Raw genomic sequence first — 289 nt, forward strand, 5'->3', positions numbered from 1 at the left:
GTGTCCTCGATCTACTTGATCCTCTTTGCTAAATGTATTCAACTCTCTATCAAAGATAGAAAACCAAACACACATGGGTTTTATAAAAGATGCGCATTCATCGTTAGATGAGTGCGTTGTGTGTTACATTGCACGATTTAGTTTTCAAAGAACCACGCTCACATAAAAGCGTTAAAAATAACCCATCTAAATGTATATTTAGAGAGATTATATTGGTGGAGCCTAGCGGGATCGAACCGCTGACCTCCTGCGTGCAAGGCAGGCGCTCTCCCAGCTGAGCTAAGGCCCC

General features: G+C 42.9%; 1 tRNA gene. It reads right to left on the minus strand.

The window, feature by feature from the left end:
• Window positions 1–213: 213 nt before the first annotated feature.
• A tRNA-Ala gene (locus tag FN960_RS21335) sits at window positions 214–289 on the minus strand.

This window comes from Alkalicoccobacillus porphyridii (assembly GCF_007293315.1).
Classification (GTDB): domain Bacteria; phylum Bacillota; class Bacilli; order Bacillales; family Bacillaceae_D; genus Alkalicoccobacillus; species Alkalicoccobacillus porphyridii.